Here is a 19,281-nt window from a genome sequence, read left to right as displayed (position 1 = left end):
TTTTGACTTTGCTTTTTTAAAAACAAGATCAAAAGATCGCAGCCTCGTTTCACTCGACAGCTCCTACAGGGATCTTCAGTGAATATCCGTCAGCGGTGGTTATTTACGCGCCTCCAGAATCAGGTTGAACGGCGTTTCCGTTGCCCGCCGGAAACTCTTGAACCCCGCCTCGGTGAAGACCTTGCGCAACCGCGCCTCACCCGCTTGGGCGCCGAGCCCCAGACCGACTTCCTGAGACAGCGAGTTCGGTGTGCAAATGAAGGTCGACGCAGCATAGAACAACCGCCCAACCGGGGTGACGTTGTCGTCGAGCGAGTCGTTGGCGAACGGTTCCACCAACAGCACCGTGCCGTCCGGTTTCAGGGCGTCATAAGCATGTTTTGCCGCGCCCACCGGATCGCCCATGTCGTGCAGGCAGTCGAAATAGCAGACCAGGTCATAGTCGTCGCCGGGGAAGCTTTTAGCCGTGCCTTGGAAGAACCGTGCACGCCCGGAAACCCCACCTTCTTCAGCACGTTGGGTGGCAACGGTGACGGACGGTGCGTGGTAGTCGAAACCGACGAACCGCGAATCCGGGAACGCCTGGGCCATGATCACCGTTGACGCGCCATGCCCGCAGCCGATGTCCGCCACTTTGGCGCCGGACTGCAGTTTGGCGACCACGCCGTCGAGGGCCGGCAGCCATTCGGCGATCAGGTGCGCCTTGTAACCGGGCCGGAAGAACCGCTCCGTGCCGCTGAACATGCATGGATGGTGGTCGCCCCAGGCCAGGGCACCGTTGCCGCGCATGGCGTTGACCAGTTTGTCCTTGTCATGGAAAAACGACGCGACCACCCCGACACCGCCGGCGATATACACCGGTGAGTCTTCAATGGCCAATGCCAGGGCCTGTTCTTCGGGCAGGCGGAACTGGCCGCCTTCGTGTTCCATGTAACCGGACGCGGCGTGGGCGCTGAGCCATTCGCGCAGCAGGCGGGTGTTGCAGCCGGTTTTGTCGGCGAGTGCTTCGGGGGTGATCGGCTGACTGTCGGCCATGGCCCGGTACAGGCCGAGCTCTTCACCGAGGATGACGTTGGCAAGCATCGCCGCGCCGCCCATGTCGTTCACCAGTTTGCCCATGAAATCGTTGAGTCTGGCCTCGTCCATCACGTGTGCTCCTTCAGCAGGATCACGGTCCAGAGGCCTTGTTTATCGAGGCGTTCACCCCTGGGCGGTGGTCGTGGGAATGAACAGGACGCTGTGCACGTCCCGCGTGCAGTAAGTTTAGTCCGAGCCCCGTGCGCCGCGGCCTGGAGCGACGAAAGCCCACATTTCCCTGACCACCACCAATCCCTGTAGGAGCTGTCGAGTGAAACGAGGCTGCGATCTTTTGATCTTGATCTTTAAAAGCAAGATCAAAAGATCGCAGCCTCGTTTCACTCGACAGCTCCTACAGGGGATTTGTGGTGTGTATCGCATTGTGTCCAACCTGCGCCCCGATACATTCCGCTTCATTCCCTGGCGCTGCCGAACACAGACGAGATACAAATCTGCGATGAACTGTGACCCCGTATTACGCCTTTCACCGTTAAGGGGACACCAATGACCACGCTTGCGTCTGAAACCGACCTCAACACTTCACCCGTCAACCACCTGCGCGTCGATCAGTACACCAACGGCCTGATCGGGCCCAGCCAGCCAATGCTCGGTCCTCTGGCCGACGGCGGCACCCTGATCACCGGCACACCGCCGGGCTGCTGGGGCCCGATGATCACGCCGGCCTTCGAGGGCGGCCACGAAGTGACGCAACCGGTGGCCATTGCCGGCGCCGAAGTCGGCGACGCCGTGGCGATCAAGATCAAAAGCATGCGCGTCACTTCGCTGGCGACCTCGTCCGGGGTCATGAGCTTCGTGGAAGGGCGATACAACGGCGACCCGTTCGTCTCCAAATTCTGCTCCAAGTGCGGCACCGATCACCCGGCCAGTCATGTCGAAGGCATTGGCGAGGAGTCGATTCGCTGCAACAACTGCGGCGCCGAAGTCAGCGCGTTTCGTTTCAGCCATGGCTACGTGATCGTCTTCGATGCGCAGAACCAGGTCAGCCTGACCGTCAATCAGGACGTCGCTAACCGATTGGCCGGCAATGCCTCGCAAATGTCGGCCTTGCCGGAATTCGCCGCCCAGCACTCGATCCTGTCCCTGGCTCGCGCCGACATCCCCGGCGTTGCCGCGCACATGCGCCCGTTCCTCGGCAACATCGGCACCACGCCGTCCCGTGATTTACCCGATTCGCACAACTGCGCCGATTTCGGCCAATACCTGATCAACGCACCGCACCGTTTCGGCATGACCCGCGAAGAACTGCACGCGGCCAAGACCGACGGCCACATGGACACCAACTCGATCCGCGAAGGCTGCGTGCTGATCTGCCCGGTGAAAGTGCCGGGCGCTGGTGTGTACATGGGCGACATGCACGCCCAGCAAGGCAACGGCGAGATCGCCGGGCACGCCACCGACTGCTCCGGGGAAACCGAAGTGGTGGTGCAAGTGGTGAAAAACCTCACGCTGGAAGGGCCGATCCTCCTGCAAAACCTCGACGATCTGCCGCCAATGGCGCGGCCGATGAGCGCCGAACAACGGCAGAAAGTCCGCGAACTGGGCGAGCGTTGGGGTCAGCACGAAATCGAACAGAGCGGCCCGATCACTTTTATCGGCAGCGGCGAGAACCTCAACGTTGCTGTCGAGAACGGCTTGAAACGCGCCGCTGCGGTGACCGGTCTGCCATACGACGAAGTGCTCAACCGCGCGACCATCACCGGCTCGATCGACATCAGCCGCTTGCCGGGCACCGTCCGCGTGACCTTCCTGTGCCCGATGGACGTGCTCGATCGCATCGGCATCGGCCATCTGGTACGTGAGAAATACGACTTGGCGTAACCCTTGCCGAAGGGTCTGTACCGAAGTGTGTACAGACCCGCCGGCGATACAACCGCCGCGATTTTCTGCCGCTACGGAACACAGCCCCGATACACCGCTTGGATTAACTGTGATTCCGTACTGGCAACCCTCGAGATCGACACCATGCAGACCCCCATCACCTCAGCGAAAGCGACCGTCGGGCTCGGCTTGCGTCGCGGATTAATGAAGGACCTCCAGGCCGCCCGTACCGGCGATTTCGACTTCCTGGAAGTCGCGCCGGAGAACTGGATCGGCATCGGCGGCGCCCATGGTCATGCCTTGCGTGCCCTGGCCGAGCGTTTTCCGTTGTCCTGCCACGGCTTGTCGCTGTCGTTGGGCGGACCGGCGCCACTGGACGTCGGGTTTCTGCAGGAAGTCCGGGTGTTCCTCGATCACTACAACGTGCCGCTGTACAGCGAGCACCTGAGTTATTGCAGCGATGACGGTCATCTCTACGACCTGTTGCCGCTGCCGTTTACCGAAGAAGCGGTGCATCACGTGGCCGCGCGGATTCGCCAGGCCCAGGACATTCTCGGTCGGCGCCTGGCGGTGGAAAACGTGTCCTACTACGCGGCGCCGCAGCAGGACATGGACGAAGTGACCTTCACCAACGCGGTCCTGCGGGAAGCCGATTGCGACCTGTTGCTGGACGTCAACAACGTCTACGTCAACTCGATCAATCACGGGTTCGATCCGCAGACCTTTCTGGCCGGCATCGATTCGGGCCGGGTGGTGGCGATGCACGTGGCCGGGCATTTCGATGAATCCGACACGTTGAAAATCGACACCCATGGCGCGTCGGTGAAACCGGTGGTGTGGTCGTTGCTGGCCCAGGCTTACGCCCGGTTTGGCGCGCAACCGACGCTGCTGGAGCGGGATTTCAACTTCCCGGCGTTTTCTGAACTGGTGGCCGAATTGCAGACCATTCGCCGTCTGCAAGCGAAGGGGGTGAACCGTGGATAAGCACTCGTTGCTTCAACAGCAATCCACGCTGGGCCAATACCTGCGCGATCCCGATCACTGCGCGCCACCGGCCGGGATGGATGTGGCGCGGGCACAGGTTTACCGCGACCTGATTTTTTCCAACCTGTCGTTGTTGCTCAGCGGCACCTTTCCGGTGCTGATCAAGATTCTCGGTGATGAGCATTGGCGCTCGCTGGTGCGAATCTTCCTGCGGGACTACCGCGCGCGCACGCCGAAATTCGGCGAAATCGCCCAGGAGTTTGTCGAGTTCCTGGCCTCCGGACCGCAGGCGTTGAGTGAGCGTGAGTGGCCGCCGTTCATGGTGGAGCTGGCGCATTACGAATGGGTCGAGATGGCGTTGCAGCAGTCCGAGGCCGAGCCGTTGGCGCCGAGTGATGTGGCGTTGATCCTGGAGCGACCGCTGCAAGTGTCGCCGCTGGCCTGGCCGTTGGCCTATGCGTGGCCGGTGCAACTGGTGGGGCCGGATCATCAGCCGGACATTGCACCGCCTCAACCCACATTATTGTTGGTGCGCCGGGACGAGGACTGGAGTGTGAAATTTTCCGAGCTGAGCCCGTTGGCGTGGCGGTTGTTGCAGCGGGTCGAGGAGTTTCCCGAGCTGGATGGGCAGGCGCAGCTGGAAGGGCTGGCGGTGGAAGCGGGGGCCGCTGGATCGCCGGAGTTCATGGCGAGTGGCGCGGCGTTGTTGCGGCAGATGCATGGGGAAGGGGTGGTCGGCATCGTTGCTTGATTTCCCAACCACCACATATCCCCTGTGGGAGCGGGCTTGCTCGCGAAGGCGTCGTGTCAGGCAACATCACTGTCGACTGACACACCGCCTTCGCGAGCAAGCCCGCTCCCACAGGTTGAGTGGTGTGTCTGGATACTTATGGCGCGGAGAAGAAATACCGCGTCAGGTGAAAGAAGATCGGCGCCGCGAAGCAGATCGAATCCATCCGATCCAGCATGCCGCCATGGCCCTTGATCATGGTCCCCCAATCCTTGGCGCTCAGGCTGCGTTTGATCGCTGACATAACCAGCCCACCCAGAAACCCCATCACCACGATCACCAGCGACATCAGCAGCGATTGCCAAAAATTGAACGGGGTCATCCAGAACATGCACCCGCCGATCAGCGTGGCCGACAGGCCTCCACCGACCAGGCCTTCCACCGTTTTCGACGGACTTACCAGCGGCGCAACCTTGTGCTTGCCGAAGAGCTTCCCGAACACGTACTGCAACACGTCACTCAACTGCACGACGAACACGAGATAGAACAGCAGCAGCGCGTTCTGCCCCTTGAAGCCTTCCAGGTCCAGCAGCAACAGGGCCGGCGCATGGCTGATGCAGTAGACACAAATCATCACCCCCCACTGGATCTTGGCCGCCCGTTCCAGGAACGCGTCGGTGTCCTGGCTCAGCACCGCAATCGCCGGCAACAACAGGAAGGCGTACACCGGAATCAGCAGCGTGAACAGCGAGTACCAGTGGGTGCCGATCAATACGTATTGCAGCGGGATCAGAATGAAAAACGCCGAAAACAGCGCGTTATGGTCGCCAAGCCGAGTCGGCGTCAGGGTGATGAATTCCCGGAGCGCGAACAGTGAAATGAAGCCAAACAGAATGACCGTCGCGTTCCCGCCCAGCAGGTAGGACACGAAGAAAATGATGACCATGCCCCACCAGGCGTTCACCCGCTGGTTGAGGTTTTCGATGGTCGACATCGAGCTTTCTGATTTAGCGCGCTTGGCCAGAATCCGGCCGATGATCGAAGCGATCGCCAGCAGGGCGGCAATGGCACCGAAGAACCACAAGAACTTTTGGTCAAGATTCATTCCGACAACCTCACAATCGCTTCACGCGCCCGATCCAGAAACACCTGTTTTTCCTCGCCACTGATCCTCGGCAACGGGTCGCCGATCCGGATCGTGCAGATGATGGGCAGCGGCACGTGTTTGCCTTTTGGCATGGAGCGATGCAGGTTTTCCAGGTAGATGGGCACCAAGTCGACCTCGGGGAATGTCTCGGCCAAGCGGTACAGGCCGGATTTGAAAGGACCGGGCAACGCCTCGCTGCCGCGCGTGCCTTCCGGAAAGATGATGATCGAATGGCCGGCGCGCACCACATCGAAAATCGGCTCCAGCACGTTGACGCCGGGCGCCGGGTTACGCTCGATCAGCACCGCATTCAGGCCTTTCTGCGAGATGTACGACAGAAACTTGTTCTTTCCCCAGTAGTCGGCGGCCGCGACCGGTTTCACGTTCACCCGGGCTTCCGGTGGCAGGGCGGCGATGATTGCCAGGGTGTCCATGTGACTGGAGTGATTGGCGAAATAGATGCGCTGGCGTGTCAGGTCGGGCGGGCTTTCCCAGCGGGCGGTGACGCCGATCAGGAAGCGAAGGACAGAAATCAGCGCGTTACTGATCCACATGAGCATTCCCCTTGAGCTGGCGCGAGATGGCCAATGTGCGCGTGACGCAGGTCGCGGCTGAGCCGGCAGCGATGATGACCAGCGCGATCAACAGCACGTAGTGAGTGGCATAAACGCTGGCTTCGACGGCATTCAACAGCAGTGCCACCGTCATCACGGCCATTCGGTGTTGCTTGGCCATCGGGCCGATGAAACTCTGCTTCAGGCCAATCGAGCCGCCGAACACCCTGACATACGCCGTCAGTGCCGCCGCCAGCGCCGCGAACCAGCCAAGATCGGCGTAGCCGATGGCATACCCCAGCGCGACGATCAGCAGGCTGTCGGCGATGCGGTCGGGGAATTCGTTGTAGAGGCTGCCGATGTCGGACTTCTTGCCGCCCTCGATCGCCACCATCCCGTCGAAGAGGTTGCACAGCAGGCGCAATTGAATGCCGACGGCGCAGAGGATCGAGCCGATGAGCCCGTTATCGATGTTCAGCGCCACCGCCCCGGCGAGCGCGAAGGCGATGCTGGCGACGGAGATCTGATTGGGGGAGATGTCTCTTTTCACCAGGAGGTCGGTGATGTGTTTCGCCCAGCCCGCAGAGCGCGTCTTGATGGGCCTTCTGTTGTCATCCATTCGCCAATATCCATATAAGTGTCGGTTGCTATCGGGTGCGCACGACTGTGTCCGACAATATAAAGACTTTCCATCGCCATTGGGCCGTTTGTAGGAGCGAGGCTTGCCCGCGAAGGGCGTTACACGGTTTTAATCGAGAACCGCGTCATCGTTCTTCGCGGGCAAGCCTCGCTCCTACAAAAGCTAAATCGGCAGCTTCAACTCCGCACACAAACCGCCGCCCTCACGATTGCTCAACGTCAACGATCCCCCGAGCGCCAACGCCAATTGCTGCGCAATCGCCAGCCCCAGGCCGGTGCCGCCGGTGCTGCGGTTGCGCGAATTCTCTACCCGATAAAACGGCTCCATCACGTGCGCCAGTTCCTCTTCGGCAATGCCCGGGCCGCGATCCATGACCTTCACCGACAGGCTGCCGTTTTTCGCTTCCACCCACAATTCAGCGGCCCCGGCGAACTTCAGTGCGTTATCCGTCAGGTTCACCAGCACCCGCCGCAGGGCATGCGGTCGGGTGTCGATCACCGCGCCACTTTTGCCACCCAATTGCACGTTTTTGTCCATGTCCTGGTAGTCGAACACCAGGCTGTCGAGGAACGAATCCAGGTCGGTGCGGCGGCTTTCTTCGGTGGCGCCGTGCACGCTGCGGGCATACGCCACGCCTTCGCGCACCAAGTGTTCCATCTCGCCGAGGTCGTTCCACAGTTTGTCTTTTTCGAGGCAGTCGTCCATGAATTCGGCGCGCAGTTTCATGCGGGTGATCGGGGTTTGCAGGTCGTGGGAAATCGCCGCCAGCAGTTGCATGCGTTCCTTCAAGTACGCGGCGATCCGCGCCTGCATCGAATTGAAGGCGATGGCGGCGTGGGCGACCTCGGTCGGGCCTTTTTCATCCAGGTGCACCGCGTGGGTGTTGGGATCAAGGTTGTCCACGGCTTCGGCGAGGCGGGTGAGGGGGCGGATGGCGATTCTGACGGCCAGCCAGGTGCAGGCGATCATCAGCGCCAACTGACCCAGCAACACGATGGGTAACCACGGCGACAGCGCCACCATGGTCGGACGCACATCGATGGTCACGGGGCTGCCGTCCGCGAGTTTCAGGTGCACCTGAAAGTGTTTCTGCGGGCCGGGAATGTCGGTCACGGTCATCGGGTAATCCTTGCCGATGGCGTCTTTGATCGAGGTCATCGCGATGGGCATGTCTTCCATGCGGGTGCCCGGCGAACCTTCATTGAGCAGATAACTGTAATTGCGCCGATCCAGTTGTTTCAGCCAGCTCATGCGTTCTTCGGCCGGCAAGCGGTCGAGGATGGCAATGGAAGTCGAGACGTCGGTTTCCAGGTTGCCGAGCATGGTGTTTTTCGCGCTTTCGTAACGCTCGTAATACTGCGCGCCGAAGGACAGCGCCTGCGCCAGGATCAGGCAGACCAGGAAGATCAGCGACAACCGTGAGGCGAGGGTGCGTGGCCAACGAAGCGACAGGTTCATGACGGCGCACCGAGTACTTCCACCGGCAGCGAAAACACATAGCCTTCGCTGCGCACGGTTTTGATGTAGGCCGGTTCGCGGGCATCGTCCAGCAAGCGCTGGCGCAAACGGCTGACCAGCAAGTCGATGGAGCGGTCGAACAGATCGGCGTCGCGGCCCTGGGTCAGGTTCAGCAGCTGGTCACGGTTGAGTACCCGTTGCGGGTGATCGAGGAATACCCGCAGCAATCGGTATTCGGCGCCGCTGAGCGCGACCATGGTGCCGTCTTCATCCAGCAAGTGGCGGGCCGAGGTGTCCAGGCGCCAGCGGCCGAACGCCAGCAGGCGGCCGCTTTCGGTGACCACCAGGTTCGGCGGCAGCATCCGCGTGCGGCGCAAAACGGCGTTGATTCGCGCGAGCAATTCACGGGCGGCGAACGGCTTGACCAGGTAATCGTCGGCGCCCATTTCCAGGCCGATGATGCGGTCGGTTTCGTCGTTGCGGGCGGTGAGCATCAGTACCGGCGTGGCCTTGTGTTTGCCGGCGCGCAACTCGCGGCAAAGCATCAGGCCGTCGTCGCCCGGCATCATGATGTCGAGCACGATCAGGTCCACCGGCGTGGACTCAAGAAACGTGCGCATCTGGCGCCCGTCGGCGACGACCGTGGTGCGCAGGCCGTTCTTCTTGAGGTAGTTGCCTACCAGTTCCCGGATCTCGCGGTCATCGTCCACGATGAGAATGTGATCGACGTGTTCCATGGGGCCAAGCCTCTATCAATGGGGGATGTTGCGCAGTCTATCGAGCCTTGGCCCGCTCGCCCGCAGCCCTTTGTATTGCAGTGTATCTGGCGTGGCAGCGGATACACGCGAACGCAAAAATGCGATTTTTCGGGGGTTTTGTATCGCTCTGTATCAGGGGCCGACTTTGATACGTACCGATTTACACGCGGCTGTTTTCGACACAGACGAGATACCTCGCGAGCTTCTAATGGGTTCCATCGAGGCAACCCACACCGCCTCTTCTCGATTGAACGATCTACCCATTGAAGCCTTGAGGAAATCACCATGAACACCAAAGCCATCTACGCCGCTTGCCTGTTTGCCGCCCTGAACATCTGCACCTTGTCGGCCCGCGCCGAAGCCGCCGATGTCAACGCCAAAACCTACTCCTACGGCACCCACCTGGACATCAAGAAAGTGGTGTCGCTGAAAGAAGACGCTGCGCCTGCCTGCGGGATCGTGAATGCCCAGCTGACCTACCTGGATTCCCAGCACAAAACCCAGGTGCTGGATTACCGCAAATTTGCTGACGGCTGCAACGCGGACAACTGAGTCATTCGCTGACCGATTGCCAATCCCCTTTGAAACAGGAAGAACACCATGAAAAACGTCACTCGCTTCTTGACCGCTGTTGCTTTCTCCGTCGCCGGCGCGGCGGCCCATGCCAATGCCGCTGTTGAGCAGAAAAGCTGTGGCAGCGCGACCTGCTTTCAGCTGACGCCGGTGGCGGAGCAGAGCGGCCATGCCTTCCTGGCTGAGGATGGTTCCAGTCGTACGCCGCAAGGTCAGCAACTGGAAAGCCAGACGGCGTGATGCCTGTTTTGAGCCCACCACCCATCCCCTGTGGGAGCGGGCTTGCTCGCGAAAGCGGAGTGTCAGTCGACATTCATTTTGAATGTACTGGCCTCTTCGCGAGCAAGCCCGCTCCCACAGGGGGGATGGGTGGTGTGTCGTCCCTCCCTATTTCAAGGTGATTACCATGTTTCTCATCGCTTTCCTGGGCGGCATATTGACCGTCCTCAGCCCCTGCATCCTCCCGGTCGTGCCGTTCCTGTTCGCCGGGGTCAAACGCACGCGTTCATCCATCCTGCTCACCCTCGGCGGCATGGTCCTGACCTTCGCCCTGATCTCCAGCCTGGCCGTGGTCAGCAGCGAATGGGTGGTGCAAGCCAACAATACCGGTCGCCACGTCGCGCTCTTCGTGATGGGGTTGTTTGCCCTGTCGCTGATTTCTGCTCGTGTCGGTGACTGGCTGGCCCGTCCCTTCGTGGCGCTGGGCAATCGCCTCGACCCCGACACCCGCAAAATGTCCGGCCCGCTGGGTTCGGTGATGATCGGCGTTGCCACCGGACTGCTCTGGGCACCGTGCGCCGGTCCGATCCTCGGCGTAATCCTCACCGGCGCCATGCTGCAAGGCGCCAACGCCCAGACCAGCCTGTTGCTGCTGGCGTATGGTCTGGGCAGCGCGTTGTCCCTGGGCACCTTGCTCTTCGCCGGTCGCGGCCTGGTCAATCGCTTGAAAGCGTCGATCCCGGTCACCGGTTGGTTGCGTCGTGGTGCCGGTGTTGCCGTGTTGGCCACCGTGGCGGTGATTTCCACAGGTGCCGACAGGACACTGCTGGCCAGCACCTCGTCCGAAGGCGTCAGCAGCCTCGAAAAAGGCGTGATGGAAAACGTGCCGAAAGTCGTCGATTACTTCGTCAGCAAGGTCAAGGCCGACTCCCTGGACAACGCCCAAGGCGCCATGCCGTCGCTGTCCGGCGCCGTGCAATGGCTGAACTCGCCAGCGCTGAGCAATGATTCGCTCAAAGGCAAAGTGGTGCTGGTGGACTTCTGGACCTACGACTGCATCAACTGCCAGCACACCTTGCCGTACGTGAAGGACTGGGCGAAGAAATACGAGAAGGATGGTCTGGTGGTCGTCGGCGTCCACACCCCTGAATACGGTTTCGAGCGCATCATCGACAACGTCAAGGATCAGGTGAAGAAGCTCGGCATCACTTACCCGGTGGCCATCGACAACAACTACGCGATCTGGCGCGCCTTCGACAACCAGTACTGGCCCGCTCACTACCTGATCGACGCCAAGGGCCAGGTGCGTTACACCCACTTCGGTGAAGGCGCCTACGAAACCCAGGAGAAAATGATTCAGCAACTGCTGGAAGAGGCCAAGGCACCTTCCGCGTAACCCTCGACATCAATGGCTCACAGGCTGCGCGCCGTGGGCCATTGGTCTTTTCTCCTGATTGCGCCGCCACGCTGCTGGAGGCGCTCCATACTCTCGACGAAAGGCCCGGCTGAACGCCGTGTCGGTCTGGTAGCCCACCTCTTCGGCAATTCGCATCAACGAACTGTTACTGCTGCGTAACAGGTTGGCCGCGAGCAACATCCGCCATTGCGTCAAATACTGCATCGGCGAACTCCCCACCAATTGCGCAAAGCGCTCCGCCAACACCGACCTTGATGTCCCGGCGGTCCGCGCCAGCTCATCCAGGGTCCAGGCGTGACAGGGTTTTTTGTGCAACGCATTCAGGGCGGCACCGACGATTCGGTCGCCGACACCGGCCAGCCAACCGGTCCGGCCTTCACCGTGTTCGTTCATGTACAGGCGCAACACCTCGATGAACAACACCTCGGCCAGTTTCGCCAGCACACCTTCGCCGCCGGGCCTGGGCGAGCGTGCTTCGGCCAGCGCGTAACGAACCGAAGATTCCAGCCACATACCCGCATTCGAGCCGCGCACATTGACCCGGACCACGGCTGGTAAACCGGTCAGCAACATGCCCGCCAACCGTGTATCGCACGCCAGATAACCGCACACCAGACGCGTGACCGCGCCGCCACCGCCGTAGCTCAGTTGCCGGGGACGGCGCGCCAGCACCACGTCCAGGCGCTTGCCGGTGACCGGCGTCAGCCCGGGTTGCGAGCTCATGCGATGGGCGTCGCCCTGAGGAAACACCACCACATCGCCAGCGGTCAGCAGCAGCGGCGGATCGTCGCCCAACTCCACATAACACGTGCCTTCGGTGATCAAGTGGAAGATCACCACCCGTTCCGCGCCGGGCTCCAGAAACGGCGCGGCGGTGTCGGCGCTGGGCGACTGGTAACACCAGGGCGCGGAGAACCTGGCATTGATGAAAATCGCGCCGACCAGGTGGACGACTCGCAGGGTTTGGGACAGGGCATCCATGGTGCGTTACCCGCGTGGGCAAATGTTTTCTGATTGTGAGCCTGTCTCGGCCGTCCGCGAAAGCTCCGGACGATCGGACAGTACTGGCCGACGATCGGGCAGGACGCCGGCCCGCGCCAGAGCGATAGTTTGCACACAGGGCCACTGCCGACCCTGTCATCAATAACAAGAATGAGAGGTTGCCATGCCAAAGTTCGTCATAGAACGCGAGATCCCAGGTGCTGGAACACTGTCAGAAAGGGATTTGAAAGCGGCTTCGCAAAAGTCCTGCCGGACGCTGCGCGATTTGCCGGAGGTGCAGTGGCTTCAGAGTTATGTCACGGGCGACAAGTTGTACTGCGTGTACATCGCGCCGAGCGAAGCGCTGATCCAGGAACACGCCAGGCAGAGCGGATTCCCGGCCAACCGCATCTCCCAAGTCACGAGCATTATCGATCCCACCACGGCGGAATAAGCCGGGGCAGCGTTCCAACCCGTACGGAGCTGACTTAATGAGTACACCCATTGATCTCACTGCCCTGAAAAACCGCCAGATGGCCTCCTGGGCCAGCGGCGACTACGCCGTCATCGGCACCACCCTGCAGATTGTCGGCGAGCAACTGGCCGAAGCCTGTGACTTGCTCTGCGACGAGCGTGTGCTGGACGTGGCAGCCGGCAACGGCAATGCGACGCTCGCCGCCGCCCGCCGTGGCTGCAACGTCACCTCGACCGACTACGTCGCCGCGCTGCTCGAACGCGGCGATGACCGGGCCCGGGCGGAACGCCTGGAGGTGACCTTCCAGGTCGCTGATGCCGAGGCGCTGCCGTTCGACGACGCCAGCTTCGATGCCGTGCTCTCGACCTTCGGTGTGATGTTTACGCCGGATCAGGCCAAAGCGGCTTCGGAACTGGCCAGAGTGTGTCGCCCCGGCGGCCGCATTGGCCTGGCCAACTGGACGCCGGAAGGCTTTGTCGGCCAGATGTTCAAGACCCTGGGGCGTCATCTGCCGCCACCAGCAGGCGCGCAACCGCCTTCAAACTGGGGAACCGAAGCCTGGTTGCACACGCACTTCGATGAGCGCGACTTCCAGGTCCAGGTGACGAAACGCACCTTCAACTTCCGTTATCGCTCGGCGGCGCACTTTATTGACACTTTCCGCACCTGGTACGGCCCGGTCCACAAAGCCTTCGCGGCGCTGCCACCCGAGAGTGGCCAGGCCTTGGAAAGCGACCTGACCGGACTGATCAACAAGATGAACAGGGCGGGAGAGAAATCGCTGGTGGTGCCGAGTGAATACCTCGAAGTGGTGATCACCCGGCGCTAACCAGGACACCACAAAACCTTGTAGGAGCGAGGCTTGCCCGCGAAGACGGAGTGTCAGGCAACATCTTTGTCGACTGATACTCCGTCTTCGCGGGCAAGCCTCGCTCCTACAGGGGGATGCGGTGTCTGGAAGAGGCTCACTCATCCACCCGCTCGGTGTACACCACCCACACGCTGCACGGCATTTTGTACAGCAAATGCTCCACCGTGCTGCCGATCAGCCGGCCCAAGCCGCGATGGCCGACCCGGCCCATGACAATCACATCGACGTCATAGGCATCGGCATAACGGGTCAATACCTTGGCCGGGTTGCCCATGATCATGTGCCGCTGCTCCGGCGCGATGCCGTTGCGCTCGGCCAATTCGTTGAAGGCGTCTTCCTGGTAGTCGAACAGGGTCTTGGCCTTGCCGGAACTGAAAAACGCCGAACCGTTGTCGAAGCCGAACTCGTCGGCGCTGATGGATGACAGGTCGTAGGCGTAGACCACATCCAGCTCGGCGTTGCAGGCGCTCGCCAGTTTCGCCGCTTCGTGAAGGATCCGGTCGTTGAAGGTTTTGTAGTGGTCATCGCGATGGAAAGGGTCGACCGCCGCGACGATCCGGCGTGGCAGGGCGTGAACCGCGTGGCTGACGAAATGCAGCGGCACCGGGCATTCGCGCAGCAAATGCACGTCGAGCGGGGTGAACATCAGCCGCGACAGCAGCGATTCGTGCTCCAGCGCCTTGATCAACACGTCCATCGGCTGTTCTTTGAGGTGAATCAGGATTTCTTCCAGCGGTTTTTCGACCCATGCCACTTCGGTGGTGACGTGGACACCGATCTTGCGCAAGGGGCGGGCCTGCTCCTCAAGCCACTGGCGGTGTCGATCGACGTAGCCCAGGCGTATCTGTTCCAGGGCTTTTTCGTTGACCATGCTGGCGGTGGCCAGGCCTTCCAGGTAATCGAAAGCCACGATGTGCAACGCTGCGTCTTCGGCCTTGGCCAGCGCCGCGGCTCTGTCGAAGGCGGGGCTGTGCTCCATCAGTGGCGAGGCGACCAGCATGAAGCGTGATTGACCCGACATGGCAAACCTCCCGTGGAGAAACGAAGAGACATTGGTCATTCAACAGGCATTCAATCCCTTGAGTATTGACCATGATCAACGTCCTGTAGGAGCTGTCGAGTGAAACGAGGCTGCGATCTTTTGATCTTGTTGTTAAAAATCAAAGTCAAAAGATCGCAGCCTCGTTTCACTCGACAGCTCCTACAGGGGGAGGTGTTTGGTCTTTCTAGAGAACTTTTGCGCCGCGTGCTTCAAGCAGCTCGCGCAATACGGAACGATGGCAATGCGCCTCTTCCTCGCAATAACAGCCCACCGCCAGCGAGGTTTGATGGGAGAGGGCAGCCAGCAGGTCCAGCAATTGATTGGGCGCGGGATGGTTCATTTCCGCCTTGAATTTGCGCCGAAAGGCCTCCCAGGCCTTCTCATCCTCGGCCGCTTTGGCTTCGGCCACCAGTTCGGCGCTAGGCGACAGCAGCGGCTGCCACACATCATAAAAATCCCGACTGGCAAACTCGGCCTTCGGTACCCCGCGAGGCGGGCGGCGTACCGTGCCGATCCGCAGGCCTTCATCGGGCGTGCGGGGTGAGCCAAGTCGAACGATATGGATGGCCATGCCGCGTTACTTGTGGCGCGATCCGTCAAACCACTCCATGGCGGTGCGCCAGATGCAGATACCGAGGAAGTACGCCGACATCAGCAGCCAAAGGCCCATGACCATTGGGTTGATGACCGGATGGTTGACCACCAGCGACAAGCTGCACAGCAACCAGATGGCCGTCACGGCGATGTTGATCGGCATGAACTTGCGCACGCGGAACGGGTGCAGGAATTTCATTCGCGTCACGGTCAACAACGCCAGGCCGATGACGGTCAGGAAGGTAATCCACGGCGACGGGGCGATGATGTAAAGGCACAGGGCCACGACGTTCCACGCGGCGGGGAAGCCCTGGAAGTAGTTGTCCTTGCTTTTCATGTTGACGTTGCAGAAGCAGAACAGCGACGAAACCAGAATCAGCGACACGGTCAGCAGCAGCGTGTAGTCCGGCAACGGAATGTAGCGATAGATGAACAGCGCGGGGATGAACACATACGTCAGGTAGTCGATCACCAGATCGAGGATCGATCCATCGAAACTCGGCAGCACCGATTGCACATTGACCTTGCGCGCCAGGGCACCGTCCAGCCCGTCGACGATCAGGGCCACGCCCAGCCACAGCAGGCAGTTGGTGGCCTGGTTCTCCAGCAGGGCGAGGGTGGCGAGGAAGGCAGTGACCACGCCGGTGGCGGTAAAACCATGGGCGCCCCATGCTTTGAGCCTGGCGATGTGTAGGGTGGATATCACGGGGGCGTTCTCCAGAAAGTGAAGCAAGCCAGTCATCACCCTCATCATCGAGGGCGGCGGCAAACCGGTTCGGTTGCAGGTATCGACCGGAAATCCGGGAATAAGGTTCACCGTCAGTAAATCTTAGCTGGGCCGCCAAGAAATACTTCGGATTAATCTACAAGACTCTTCACTTAAAAGCGGCACCTCAGGCGAGCAAGAAGTTTGTCCCGTTTTCTCCGCCAGTTGGGTCGATGTCATGTCAGCCAAACGGTGGTGGCGCATTTAGTGGCGAGGACTATTGTTGCCTGACCGGGTCACTCCCATCGATGAGGACGTCGTCATGAACACCAGCGATTTGCTCGAACAACTCCTGCGGGCCGGCCAGGGCTCCGGGGCGCAACAGGGTGGCGCGTCCGCTCAGGGTGGCATCGGTGGCGGCCTGGGTGGGTTGCTGGGCGGCCTGTTGGGTGGTGGCGCCGGTTCAAGTGCGGGCGGTGGCGGATTGGGTGGTTTGCTTGGTGGGCTGCTGGGCGGCGGCTCACCCCTGGGCGGCTCGACCCGGACCCGCTCGGGTGGCGGCACCAATTATGCCGCGCTGGCGTCCCTCGGGATGATGGCCTTCCAGGCGTATCAGGCGTGGCAACGCAGTCAGGCGGCAGCGCCACAACAGGCACCGCGCACCGTAGATCTGTTGTCCGGCCCGGAAGTCGAAGACCACAGCCATGCGGTCCTGCGCGCGTTGATTGCGGCGGCCAAGGCTGATGGCCGGATCGATGACTCCGAAAAGCAGATGATCAGCACTGAAATCGGCCGCCACACCGATGATCCGGAGCTGCAGCAGTGGCTGGATGACGAAGTGGCCCGGCCGCTGGATGCTGCCGATGTGGCGCAGTCGGCGACCGATCCGGCGATGGCGGCGGAAATGTACCTGGCCAGTGTGATGCTGGTGGACGATCAGCAGGATGCCGAGCGCAATTATCTGGATGAACTGGCGGCTGCGCTGGGCATTGAACCGGAGCTGCAAGTGCATCTGGAGCAACAGGCCAAGGGTGGCGTTGCCTGACACCGAACCCTGTAGCAGCTGTGTAGGAGCTGTCGAGTGAAACGAGGCTGCGATCTTTTGATCTTGTTCTTTAAAAAATCAAAGTCAAAAGATCGCAGCCTCGTTTCACTCGACAGCTCCTACAGGGAGTGTGGGGGTTGTGGGGAGTGTGGGGAATTTGGGATCAGGAAGATGACGCCGTGTTCTTCGGCTATCTGGAGAATTCGGGGCAGATCTTCAGGCACTCTCAGCCGATCCACCGCCGCAAAGAACTGGCCACCCCGCGGATCGGACACCACACCGATCATTTTCGCCGTGGCGCTGATGTTCTTGTAGGCATGAATCGACCCACCGGGAATATGCACATACCCCCCGGCCGACACCGTGGTGGATTTGCCCGCCACGGTCACTTCGACCTGGCCGTCGACCACGTAGAATGCCTCGTCCCACGGATGAAAGTGCGGCGGCGGACCTCCGCCTTGCACGCCTTCCTGAATATGCATTTCAAACGGTTTGCTCAGATCGCCGCCCGCTAGAATCGTGATCGCTTCGCCCACGACATTCACCGGCGCCGACGCTTGCTCGATGACGTGCACCGTTCGCATGATTGCTCTCCGAAGATGAGTCAACACCCGCTGAGTATATGCCCGGCACGCCAGCCGGGCGCCGCCCGCGCAAGCCCGTCCGTCAGGGCAAATTCAACGCCAATTGAATTTTTATCCCGGCAAATCGCTCTGCTGATGTAGAGACCTGTTGATTCAGCGTCCTGCCACTGGCCTGAGACCGAGAGATGCGCCCATGACTGCCCTGACACGACTTGAATCGCGGACTGCCGACGAACACCCGATCCCGGACGCCGGAAGCCTGAAACAGGCCTACGAGCAACTGCTGCTGGGCGATGACCCCAAGCAACGGCGCGCACTCGCCCGAAGCTTTCTCGAGACGCAGATCGAACACGCCACCGACCTGCCTCAGGAGATGCCGACGGACCTGTCGGCCCTGCAATCGTTCGTCGAACAGCACAGCGTCGAGGTTGCCCGCCAATACGCCGACTACCTGCAACAACGCAAGGCAGGCGGACCACGCCAGTTCTTCACCAACAAGGCGCACGCGCTGTTTTTCCTGCAAGCCGTGGCCCCGACCAAACTGGTTGACGGCGCCTGGCTGTATGGCCTGTTGCGTCAATGGCGCGACCCGCGTTTCGAAGGGCTGATTTGCACTTACCTCGAGGAACTGGGCGACGGCAACCCGGCGCAGAATCACGTGGTGATCTACCGCAAACTGCTCGCCGAACATGGCCTGCAAGACACCGGGGTGATCGCCGACGAGCATTACCTGCAAGGCGCGATACAACTGGCGCTGGGCGAATCCGCCGACGAGTTTCTGCCGGAGGTGATCGGCTACAACCTCGGCTACGAACAACTGCCCCTGCATTTGCTGATCAGCGCCTATGAACTCAGCGAACTGGGCATCGATCCGTACTACTTCACCCTGCACGTGACCATCGACAACGCCAGCACCGGCCATGCGCACAAAGCCGTGCAGTCGGTGCTGCAACTGCTGCCGGTGGAAGGTGATCGCGAAGACTTCCTGCGCCGGGTGGCGCTGGGTTATCGGCTCAACGATCTGGGGCAGGGCAGTCGCGCGATCATCGAATCGTTCGACCTCGACACCGAGTTGCTCAACATGCTTGAGCGCAAGCGCCCGTTCGGCCAGCACATGCATTCCGACTATTGCCGTTTTGAAGGCAAGACCGTTAACCAATGGTTATCGGCGCCGGAGCAGTTGCCAGGCTTCCTCACCGCCATGGAAAACAAAGGCTGGATCAAACGTCAGCAAGACCCGCAAGCCAGCCGTTTCTGGCAGTTGATCGAGGGCGATGGTGCCGCGATGTTCGGGGTGTTCAGCCCTTATGAAAAACAGCTGCTGCATGACTGGATCGCCGACGGCTGGACGCCTGAGCGTTCAGCCGCAGCGGTTCGCCGGGGCACTTCGGTTGCGACGGAACTGCCAGTGCCCGACAACGATCCGGATATCCAGAGCCTGAACACCTCGCTGGAGGGGCTTGCCGCACACGAGCAGATGCCGGTGTTGATTGCGTGGCTCTCGGCCCATCGACACTCCCATCCGGCCGGCCTGATGGCCACGCGACGGTTCATCGAACTCAAATCCAGCCTGCGATAGGGAGCACG

At 61.0% G+C, this 19,281-nt stretch carries 21 protein-coding genes; 10 read left to right on the top strand and 11 right to left on the bottom strand.

Features of this window, described 5'->3' with window-relative positions; genetic code table 11:
* Nucleotides 1–99 precede the first annotated feature (99 nt).
* Nucleotides 100–1,146 (bottom strand): class I SAM-dependent methyltransferase, encoded by a 1,047-nt coding sequence (locus ACA049_RS19470; protein WP_497329014.1) that lies wholly within the window; start codon nt 1,144–1,146, stop codon nt 100–102.
* Nucleotides 1,147–1,581: 435 nt separating this feature from the next.
* Here ACA049_RS19470 and ACA049_RS19465 point away from each other — a divergent pair, with 435 nt between their 5' ends.
* The 3 genes from ACA049_RS19465 (at nt 1,582) to ACA049_RS19455 (ending at nt 4,651) form a co-directional block, all read left to right on the top strand.
* Nucleotides 1,582–2,916, top strand: a complete 1,335-nt coding sequence (locus ACA049_RS19465) for an acetamidase/formamidase family protein (RefSeq protein WP_497329012.1) — start codon at nt 1,582–1,584, stop codon at nt 2,914–2,916.
* Between the two features lie 144 nt (nt 2,917–3,060).
* Nucleotides 3,061–3,900: an HvfB family MNIO-type RiPP peptide maturase gene (locus ACA049_RS19460; protein WP_497329010.1), complete on the top strand. Its 840-nt coding sequence runs from the start codon at nt 3,061–3,063 to the stop codon at nt 3,898–3,900.
* Entirely contained in the window at nt 3,893–4,651 is a 759-nt protein-coding gene (locus ACA049_RS19455) for an HvfC family RiPP maturation protein (protein WP_497329008.1), read from the top strand. The genes ACA049_RS19460 and ACA049_RS19455 overlap by 8 nt, the downstream gene beginning before the upstream one ends.
* Nucleotides 4,652–4,787: 136 nt before the next feature.
* On the opposite strand, the gene ACA049_RS19450 is transcribed toward ACA049_RS19455, so the two are convergent.
* The 5 genes from ACA049_RS19450 to ACA049_RS19430 all read right to left on the bottom strand — a co-directional run bounded on the left by ACA049_RS19450 (nt 4,788) and on the right by ACA049_RS19430 (nt 9,166).
* Nucleotides 4,788–5,735, bottom strand: a complete 948-nt coding sequence (locus ACA049_RS19450; protein ID WP_497329006.1) for a phosphatidate cytidylyltransferase — start codon at nt 5,733–5,735, stop codon at nt 4,788–4,790.
* Complete coding sequence (locus tag ACA049_RS19445; RefSeq protein ID WP_077749092.1) at nt 5,732–6,331, bottom strand: lysophospholipid acyltransferase family protein; 600 nt, start codon at nt 6,329–6,331, stop codon at nt 5,732–5,734. The genes ACA049_RS19450 and ACA049_RS19445 overlap by 4 nt, the downstream gene beginning before the upstream one ends.
* On the bottom strand, nt 6,318–6,950 hold the full coding sequence (locus ACA049_RS19440) for a CDP-alcohol phosphatidyltransferase family protein (RefSeq protein WP_497329004.1): 633 nt from the start codon (nt 6,948–6,950) through the stop codon (nt 6,318–6,320). Before ACA049_RS19440 ends, ACA049_RS19445 begins: the two co-directional genes overlap by 14 nt.
* 183 nt (nt 6,951–7,133) lie before the next feature.
* Nucleotides 7,134–8,429, bottom strand: a complete 1,296-nt coding sequence (locus tag ACA049_RS19435; protein WP_497329002.1) for an ATP-binding protein — start codon at nt 8,427–8,429, stop codon at nt 7,134–7,136.
* Nucleotides 8,426–9,166, bottom strand: a complete 741-nt coding sequence (locus tag ACA049_RS19430) for a response regulator (protein WP_033060285.1) — start codon at nt 9,164–9,166, stop codon at nt 8,426–8,428. The genes ACA049_RS19435 and ACA049_RS19430 overlap by 4 nt, the downstream gene beginning before the upstream one ends.
* 306 nt (nt 9,167–9,472) lie before the next feature.
* On the opposite strand from ACA049_RS19430, the gene ACA049_RS19425 reads away from it, so the two are divergent.
* From ACA049_RS19425 to ACA049_RS19415, 3 genes are all read left to right on the top strand, one after another.
* The gene (locus ACA049_RS19425; protein WP_497329000.1) at nt 9,473–9,739 is read left to right on the top strand and encodes a DUF2790 domain-containing protein; all 267 of its coding nucleotides are present in this window, start codon (nt 9,473–9,475) and stop codon (nt 9,737–9,739) included.
* A gap of 48 nt (nt 9,740–9,787) precedes the next feature.
* Nucleotides 9,788–10,000, top strand: a complete 213-nt coding sequence (locus tag ACA049_RS19420; protein WP_497328998.1) for a hypothetical protein — start codon at nt 9,788–9,790, stop codon at nt 9,998–10,000.
* Between the two features lie 166 nt (nt 10,001–10,166).
* A complete protein-coding gene (locus ACA049_RS19415; protein ID WP_497328996.1) occupies nt 10,167–11,375 on the top strand; it encodes a cytochrome c biogenesis protein DipZ in 1,209 nt (402 codons plus the stop codon).
* A 9-nt stretch (nt 11,376–11,384) separates the two neighbouring features.
* Here the strand turns inward: ACA049_RS19415 and ACA049_RS19410 are convergent, their stop codons facing one another.
* Complete coding sequence (locus tag ACA049_RS19410) at nt 11,385–12,377, bottom strand: AraC family transcriptional regulator (protein ID WP_497328994.1); 993 nt, start codon at nt 12,375–12,377, stop codon at nt 11,385–11,387.
* 184 nt (nt 12,378–12,561) lie between these two features.
* Here ACA049_RS19410 and ACA049_RS19405 point away from each other — a divergent pair, with 184 nt between their 5' ends.
* The gene (locus tag ACA049_RS19405; protein WP_497328992.1) at nt 12,562–12,831 is read left to right on the top strand and encodes a DUF4242 domain-containing protein; all 270 of its coding nucleotides are present in this window, start codon (nt 12,562–12,564) and stop codon (nt 12,829–12,831) included.
* 37 nt (nt 12,832–12,868) lie between these two features.
* Nucleotides 12,869–13,681 (top strand): class I SAM-dependent methyltransferase, encoded by an 813-nt coding sequence (locus ACA049_RS19400; protein ID WP_497328990.1) that lies wholly within the window; start codon nt 12,869–12,871, stop codon nt 13,679–13,681.
* 136 nt (nt 13,682–13,817) lie between these two features.
* Here ACA049_RS19400 and ACA049_RS19395 read toward each other — a convergent pair whose 3' ends face one another.
* The 3 genes from ACA049_RS19395 to pcsA all read right to left on the bottom strand — a co-directional run bounded on the left by ACA049_RS19395 (nt 13,818) and on the right by pcsA (nt 16,065).
* Complete coding sequence (locus tag ACA049_RS19395) at nt 13,818–14,744, bottom strand: universal stress protein (RefSeq protein WP_497328988.1); 927 nt, start codon at nt 14,742–14,744, stop codon at nt 13,818–13,820.
* A 205-nt stretch (nt 14,745–14,949) separates the two neighbouring features.
* Nucleotides 14,950–15,336, bottom strand: coding sequence for a DUF488 domain-containing protein (locus ACA049_RS19390; RefSeq protein ID WP_497328986.1), 387 nt, complete (start codon nt 15,334–15,336; stop codon nt 14,950–14,952).
* 6 nt (nt 15,337–15,342) lie between these two features.
* Complete coding sequence (gene pcsA / locus ACA049_RS19385) at nt 15,343–16,065, bottom strand: phosphatidylcholine synthase (RefSeq protein ID WP_094471814.1); 723 nt, start codon at nt 16,063–16,065, stop codon at nt 15,343–15,345.
* 322 nt (nt 16,066–16,387) lie between these two features.
* Between pcsA and ACA049_RS19380 the strand changes: the two genes are divergently transcribed.
* On the top strand, nt 16,388–17,110 hold the full coding sequence (locus tag ACA049_RS19380) for a tellurite resistance TerB family protein (RefSeq protein WP_497328984.1): 723 nt from the start codon (nt 16,388–16,390) through the stop codon (nt 17,108–17,110).
* Nucleotides 17,111–17,229: 119 nt separating this feature from the next.
* On the opposite strand, the gene ACA049_RS19375 is transcribed toward ACA049_RS19380, so the two are convergent.
* Complete coding sequence (locus ACA049_RS19375) at nt 17,230–17,694, bottom strand: cupin domain-containing protein (RefSeq protein ID WP_497328982.1); 465 nt, start codon at nt 17,692–17,694, stop codon at nt 17,230–17,232.
* A 193-nt stretch (nt 17,695–17,887) separates the two neighbouring features.
* On the opposite strand from ACA049_RS19375, the gene ACA049_RS19370 reads away from it, so the two are divergent.
* Complete coding sequence (locus tag ACA049_RS19370) at nt 17,888–19,273, top strand: iron-containing redox enzyme family protein (protein ID WP_497328980.1); 1,386 nt, start codon at nt 17,888–17,890, stop codon at nt 19,271–19,273.
* The last annotated feature ends 8 nt before the right edge of the window (nt 19,274–19,281 follow it).

The sequence above is a fragment of the Pseudomonas sp. LBUM1662 genome (assembly GCF_059695915.1).
Note: the sequence above shows the minus strand (reverse complement) of the source record. Positions and strands in the feature narration are given on the sequence as shown.